General features: G+C 66.6%; 8 protein-coding genes. 6 read left to right on the top strand and 2 right to left on the bottom strand.

Annotation, left to right across the window (positions count from 1 at the left end):
• Positions 1 to 314: 314 nt before the first annotated feature.
• Complete coding sequence (locus J2Z33_RS17890; RefSeq protein ID WP_209843588.1) at positions 315 to 956, top strand: ParA family protein; 642 nt, start codon at positions 315 to 317, stop codon at positions 954 to 956.
• Positions 956 to 1,195 (top strand): hypothetical protein, encoded by a 240-nt coding sequence (locus J2Z33_RS17885; RefSeq protein ID WP_209843586.1) that lies wholly within the window; start codon positions 956 to 958, stop codon positions 1,193 to 1,195. The genes J2Z33_RS17890 and J2Z33_RS17885 overlap by 1 nt, the downstream gene beginning before the upstream one ends.
• 136 nt (positions 1,196 to 1,331) lie before the next feature.
• Here the strand turns inward: J2Z33_RS17885 and J2Z33_RS17880 are convergent, their stop codons facing one another.
• Together J2Z33_RS17880 and J2Z33_RS17875 are read right to left on the bottom strand one after the other, a co-directional pair.
• Complete coding sequence (locus J2Z33_RS17880) at positions 1,332 to 2,048, bottom strand: UPF0149 family protein (protein ID WP_209843584.1); 717 nt, start codon at positions 2,046 to 2,048, stop codon at positions 1,332 to 1,334.
• 114 nt (positions 2,049 to 2,162) lie between these two features.
• Positions 2,163 to 2,714: a recombinase family protein gene (locus tag J2Z33_RS17875; RefSeq protein ID WP_209843582.1), complete on the bottom strand. Its 552-nt coding sequence runs from the start codon at positions 2,712 to 2,714 to the stop codon at positions 2,163 to 2,165.
• Between the two features lie 140 nt (positions 2,715 to 2,854).
• Between J2Z33_RS17875 and J2Z33_RS17870 the strand changes: the two genes are divergently transcribed.
• From J2Z33_RS17870 to arsC, 4 genes are all read left to right on the top strand, one after another.
• Positions 2,855 to 3,187 carry an ArsR/SmtB family transcription factor gene (locus J2Z33_RS17870; RefSeq protein WP_209843580.1) on the top strand — a complete coding sequence of 111 codons (333 nt, stop codon included), beginning with the start codon at positions 2,855 to 2,857 and terminating at the stop codon, positions 3,185 to 3,187.
• Positions 3,188 to 3,200: 13 nt separating this feature from the next.
• Positions 3,201 to 3,677 carry an arsenic resistance N-acetyltransferase ArsN2 gene (gene arsN2 / locus J2Z33_RS17865; protein WP_209843578.1) on the top strand — a complete coding sequence of 159 codons (477 nt, stop codon included), beginning with the start codon at positions 3,201 to 3,203 and terminating at the stop codon, positions 3,675 to 3,677.
• On the top strand, positions 3,674 to 4,738 hold the full coding sequence (gene arsB, locus J2Z33_RS17860) for an ACR3 family arsenite efflux transporter (protein WP_209843576.1): 1,065 nt from the start codon (positions 3,674 to 3,676) through the stop codon (positions 4,736 to 4,738). Before arsN2 ends, arsB begins: the two co-directional genes overlap by 4 nt.
• Positions 4,735 to 5,141, top strand: a 407-nt coding sequence (gene arsC, locus J2Z33_RS17855; RefSeq protein ID WP_209843573.1) for an arsenate reductase (glutaredoxin), incomplete at its 3' end; no start/stop codon positions are given. The genes arsB and arsC, both read left to right, overlap by 4 nt.

The raw sequence follows: 5,141 nt of genomic DNA, 5'->3' as shown, positions 1-5,141 counted from the left end.
GACACCCTGGCGCGCCTGCCCGACCACAAGATCACCAAAGTCGGCGAACTGCTGCCCTGGCGCTGGCAGCCGTAGCGGTCAGGCCGGACGCTTACACAAGTTGAGCCTGTGTGGTCGGCACGGACGGCAGGTGCTCGATCCAGTGAGCTTCATGCCTAAAGCAGACAGGGATGTGTTCCGTCCGTTGCCGCTTTGCCACTTTCCAGCTTTGCATGCAAATACTTTAGGTTGTTTACGCTGTATCGGCTTTCCCTGCTATCTACTTACTCGGTAAAATGGTCTCCATGGTTGGCGGCAAGCCACGGAGGGACTCGATGGCCTACATCATCGGCATGGTTTCGCAGAAGGGCGGCGTCGGGAAGTCGACACTCGCACGTATGATGGCGCGGGAGTTCGTCGCGGGCGGCATGTCGGCGAAGATCGCTGACCTCGATACCCAGCAGCAGACATGCACGTATTGGGCAGGGCGCAGAGCTGAGAGCGGCGTTACGCCCGAAGTCCAGGTCCAGAGCTTCGCCACCGTGAAGTCGGCTATCTCGGACTCGGCACGCTTCGACGCCTACATTCTCGACGGTAAGCCAAATGCCTCCGAACAGACCTATGAGATTGCTCGGGCGTCCGACCTGGTCGTGATCCCGACGGGCCAAACGGTTGACGACCTCCATCCCGGCGTTGTGCTCGCGCACTCGCTGGCGAAGAAGGGCCTTCCCGCTCACCGGATTGCATTCGCCATGTTCAAGATCACCGGATCGGACAGGGAGAACGCCGCTGCGCGTTCCTACCTCGAACAGGCTGGCTACTCGGTCCTGCCGGGCGATGTGCCGGTTTCAACAGCCTACGGCTCGGCCTCCGATATTGGGAAGGCGATAACGGAAACCCCGTTCAAGAGTCTCAACCAGCGGGCGGCGATGCTCGCTCAGAACGTGATTGATGCCATGGCCGAGGGAGCTGCGTGATGGTCGACCTAGCCAAGTTGAAAGGGAAAGGGGCTCCGCCGCCTGCTGAGGCCGTTCCTGATGTGATCCAATCGGACCAGCGTGAAGAACCCGTTCAGATGGTCGCTATCCAGTTCCGGGTACCTCCCTCTGTCTTTGCGGAGTTCTCGGAAGCTGCCGGCAGAGAGTTCGGCTTCACCAAGGGAGCGAAGTCGAACCTGTTCCTGAAGATGTGGGATGAATATAAGAAAACCCGCTAAGCGGATAGCATGCAAACGGGTTATCCGGTTTTGTTGAAGTAGGTGCAGACGGGGCAGGGGTCCGCGAAGAGCTGAACCGGCCCAGTCCCACTTTGGCGAGCTCAGCCCCGCCAGCAGGTTGGCAGGGCCACCAACCCTAGCCTAGGTCTTCGGCTCTATCGCGCCTCGACGTAGGGTAACGCCGAAGCTGACATGGGTCAGTGGAGGCAGCACTTCTTGAACTTCTTACCCGAGCCGCAGGGACACAAATCGTTCCGACCGACTTATGGGGAGTGCGGGGAGCCTCGCTCGGTTTGGCAGGGTCCAGCAGGCCCAAGCGGGCGAGGTGGAACTCCTCAAGGCACTTCGGAATCAACTCGGGCGCGACGGCATCCAGAGCGTTGTCCATCTCGGTGAACTGGTCTCCGGGCTGGTTGGCGAGCTCGTCGAGCTTGCGGAAGAACGCCATGGCCCGGTGGACAGCCGGACCTTCAGAGATGGTGAAGTCCGCCCAAGCGTCCGGCCGAAGCGCGACGGCCTTGGCAAAGCCCGAAGCCCAGAGCTCCCACAGGGGGCTGCCGTCGCGATCCTGCTCGAGGAGGGGCGCATACCGCCCGGGCGTGTTCAGCTGTCGGAGAATGTCGTTGTAGTGGCCTATGATGAGGCCGAGGACTCCGCTGGCCTGGCGCTCGCTCGTGAAGACAGGCCCGTCCTCGCCCCACACCACCTCCAGCCACTCGCCGGGCATGATGAGCTCGGGGCAGACCGCCACGCCGGCCAGGAAGCCGTCGAGCTCGCTCAAGAGCATGACGTCGTCACCATGTTCGGGATCCGACAGGAAGCGGTCGAGCTTTCGCAGGCTGGACTTCAGCATAGGCACCACCTCCAGGGCCGCCGGTCGGTCCCGCGGCTGATCAGATGACCGGCAGTGCGGGCCAGCGCATTGTAGAGATCGAGGTCCGAGAAGTAAGGGCTAGCTCCGTCACACTCAGGCACAGAGCCGCGAAATCGTGGAGTGGTGGACGGCGTAGCTCCGAGCGATGGCGGTGATCGTCTCGCCCGCCTCGCGGCGGCTCTTGGCCTCCTGCTGCTGGTGCGGGGTGAGCTTGTAGCCGCGCCCGAGCTTCTTGCCTGCGGCCTTGGCACGGGCACGACCCTCCCCAGTGCGGGCCCGGATGAGCTCGCGCTCGAACTCGGCGAGGCCCCCCAGCACCGTGAGCATCAGCCGCCCATGGGCTGTGGTGGTGTCGGCCCAGCTGTCCGCGAGCGAGCGGAAGGCGGCGCCTTTCTCGGTCACGGCAGCGAGGATGTTCAGGAGGTCTCGCGTGGAGCGCGCCAGCCGGTCCAGGCGGGTGACCAGAAGCACGTCCTCGGGCTCGAGCCGGTGGAGAAACTTCTTGAGCTGCACACGCTCCTGCTTGGCCCCGCTGACCTTCTCCTGAAACACTCGCTCCGCGCCCGCCACCTTGAGCTGGGCTACCTGAACGTCGAGGGTCTGCCCGTCGGTGCTGACGCGAGCGTAGCCGTAGCTCTGCGGCACCGGATCAGCCTCATATTGCGCACAGAGTAACCCGTTGATGAACAAAGGTCGAGAACCCTGTGCGTATTTCACGATTGGCGCACAGCCTGTGCTTGCAGCCTGCACTTGCGCTTCTTTTTATATTCTGTAATTCTAGAATCATGGAATCATTAGACGCTATTGCCGCCCTATCCGCCCTGGCTCAGCCCACCCGGCTGGAGTGCTTCCGCGTGCTGGTGCGGCACGAGCCCGACGGCCTACCGGCGGGCGAGCTGGCCCGCGCCTTGGGTGTGCCGGCCAACACCCTGTCGGCCCATCTCGCGATCCTGTCGCACGCGGGCCTCGTCGCGGGCGAGCGGGACGGCCGCTCGGTCATCTACCGCGCCCGCCTGGAGCGGGTGCGGGCGCTCACGCTCTTCCTGCTCAAGGACTGCTGCGGGGGCCGCGAGGAGCTGTGCGCGCCCCTCCTGGCCGAGCTGGCCCCTTGCTGCTGATCCCGGAGCCCCCATGACCCTCCACGCCCGGCCCGTCGTCCCGCTCGGGGCCGAGACCATCGCCGGGGCCGCCCCCGACCTCCGCGCCCCCCTCGGGGCCGAGCGCCTGCCCACCGACGACCTGACCGAGCCGGGCCGGACCTTCCTGCGCCTCCTGCGGGAGGGGGCCACCGTGGGCTTCGGCGGCTACGAACGGCACGGGGACGCGGCCCTCCTGCGCTCCCTGGTCGTGCTGCCGGTCGCGCGCGGCCAGGGGCTCGGCCGGGAGACCGTGCGCCTGCTACTGCACCGGGCCGCCGAGGAGGGCGCGCGTCACGCCTACCTGCTCACCACCTCGGCCGCGCCCTTCTTCGAGCGCCTGGGCTTTGCCCGCGTCGAGCGCGCGAGCGCCCCCGAGGCGATCCGCGCCAGCCGGCAGGCCGCGAGCCTATGCCCCACCTCGGCCGCTCTCATGGCGCGGCCAATCGATCCCGAAGGACAGGAACCATGACCGACACCGCCGCCGCGCCGGGAGGCCTTGGCGCCTTCGAGCGCTGGCTCTCGCTCTGGGTCGCTGGCGCCATCGTCACTGGGCTCGTGCTGGGAGGCCTCGTGCCGGGCCTCTTCGCGGCGTTCGCGGCCGTCGAGGTGGCCTCGGTCAACCTCCCCGTCGCCATCCTGATCTGGGCCATGGTCTACCCGATGATGGTGGGCGTGGACTTCGGCGCGATCCGCCGCGTGGGCGAGGAGCCGCGCGGGCTCGTCCTGACGCTCGTGGTGAACTGGATGATCCAGCCCTTCACCATGGCGGCGCTCGGGGTGCTGTTCTTCGAGCACGTCTTCGCGGGCCTGATCCCGGCCGAGGACGCGCAGTCCTACCTTGCCGGCGTGATCCTGCTCGGCACCGCGCCCTGCACCGCGATGGTCTTCGTCTGGTCGAACCTCACCCGAGGCGATCCGACCTACACGCTCGTGCAGGTGAGCGTGAACGACGTGATCCTCGTCTTTGCCTACGCTCCCATCGTGGCGTTCCTGCTCGGCGTCACCGACATCCCCGTGCCCTGGACGACATTGCTGCTTTCGGTCCTGCTCTACGTCGTCGTGCCGCTCGTGGCCGGGGCCCTGACCCGGAGGTGGCTGGCGAGGCAAGGCGGGGCGGGGGCAGTCGACGCCTTCCGCGACCGCATCAAGCCCGCAACGGTGGTGGCGCTCCTCACGACGGTGGTGCTGCTCTTCGGCTTCCAGGGCGGCACGATCCTCGAGAACCCGCTTGTGATCGGGCTGATCGCGGTGCCGCTCCTCATTCAGAGCTACGGCATCTTCGCCATTGCCTACGGCGCGGCCCGCGCCCTGCGGGTGCCCTTCGACATTGCCGCCCCTTGCGCGATGATCGGCACCTCGAACTTCTTCGAGCTCGCGGTCGCGGTGGCGATCAGCCTCTTCGGCCTGGGCTCGGGAGCCGCGCTCGCCACCGTGGTGGGCGTCCTCGTAGAGGTGCCGGTGATGCTCTCGCTCGTGGCCTTCGCCAACCGCACCCGCCACTGGTTCCCCGAAAGGATGCGCCGGCCATGACCGTCACCATCTGGCACAACCCCGCCTGCGGCACCTCGCGCAACACGCTGGCCCTGATCAGGGCCAGCGGCGAGGAGCCAGTCGTGATCGCGTATCTCACCGACCCCCCGAGCCGGGAGCGTCTGCGGGAGCTGATCGCCGCCATGGGGATCACCCCACGCGAGCTGTTGCGCGAGAAGGGCACCCCCTACGCTGAGCTGGGTCTGTCCGATCTCTCGCTCGCCGACGACGCGCTCCTCGACGCCATGCTGGCGCATCCCATCCTCATCAACCGCCACATCGTGGAGACCCCCAAGGGCACGCGCCTGTGCCGCCCCTCGGAGCGGGTGCTCGACCTCCTCGACCATCCCGTGGCCGAGTTCACCAAGGAGGATGGCGAGGTGGTCCGCGCCGGTGGGCCGTC

This window comes from Rubellimicrobium aerolatum, from assembly GCF_017872975.1.
Taxonomy (GTDB): domain Bacteria; phylum Pseudomonadota; class Alphaproteobacteria; order Rhodobacterales; family Rhodobacteraceae; genus Rubellimicrobium; species Rubellimicrobium aerolatum.
The sequence above is the reverse complement of the archived record's forward strand: the minus strand, read 5'-3'. Positions and strand labels throughout refer to the sequence as shown.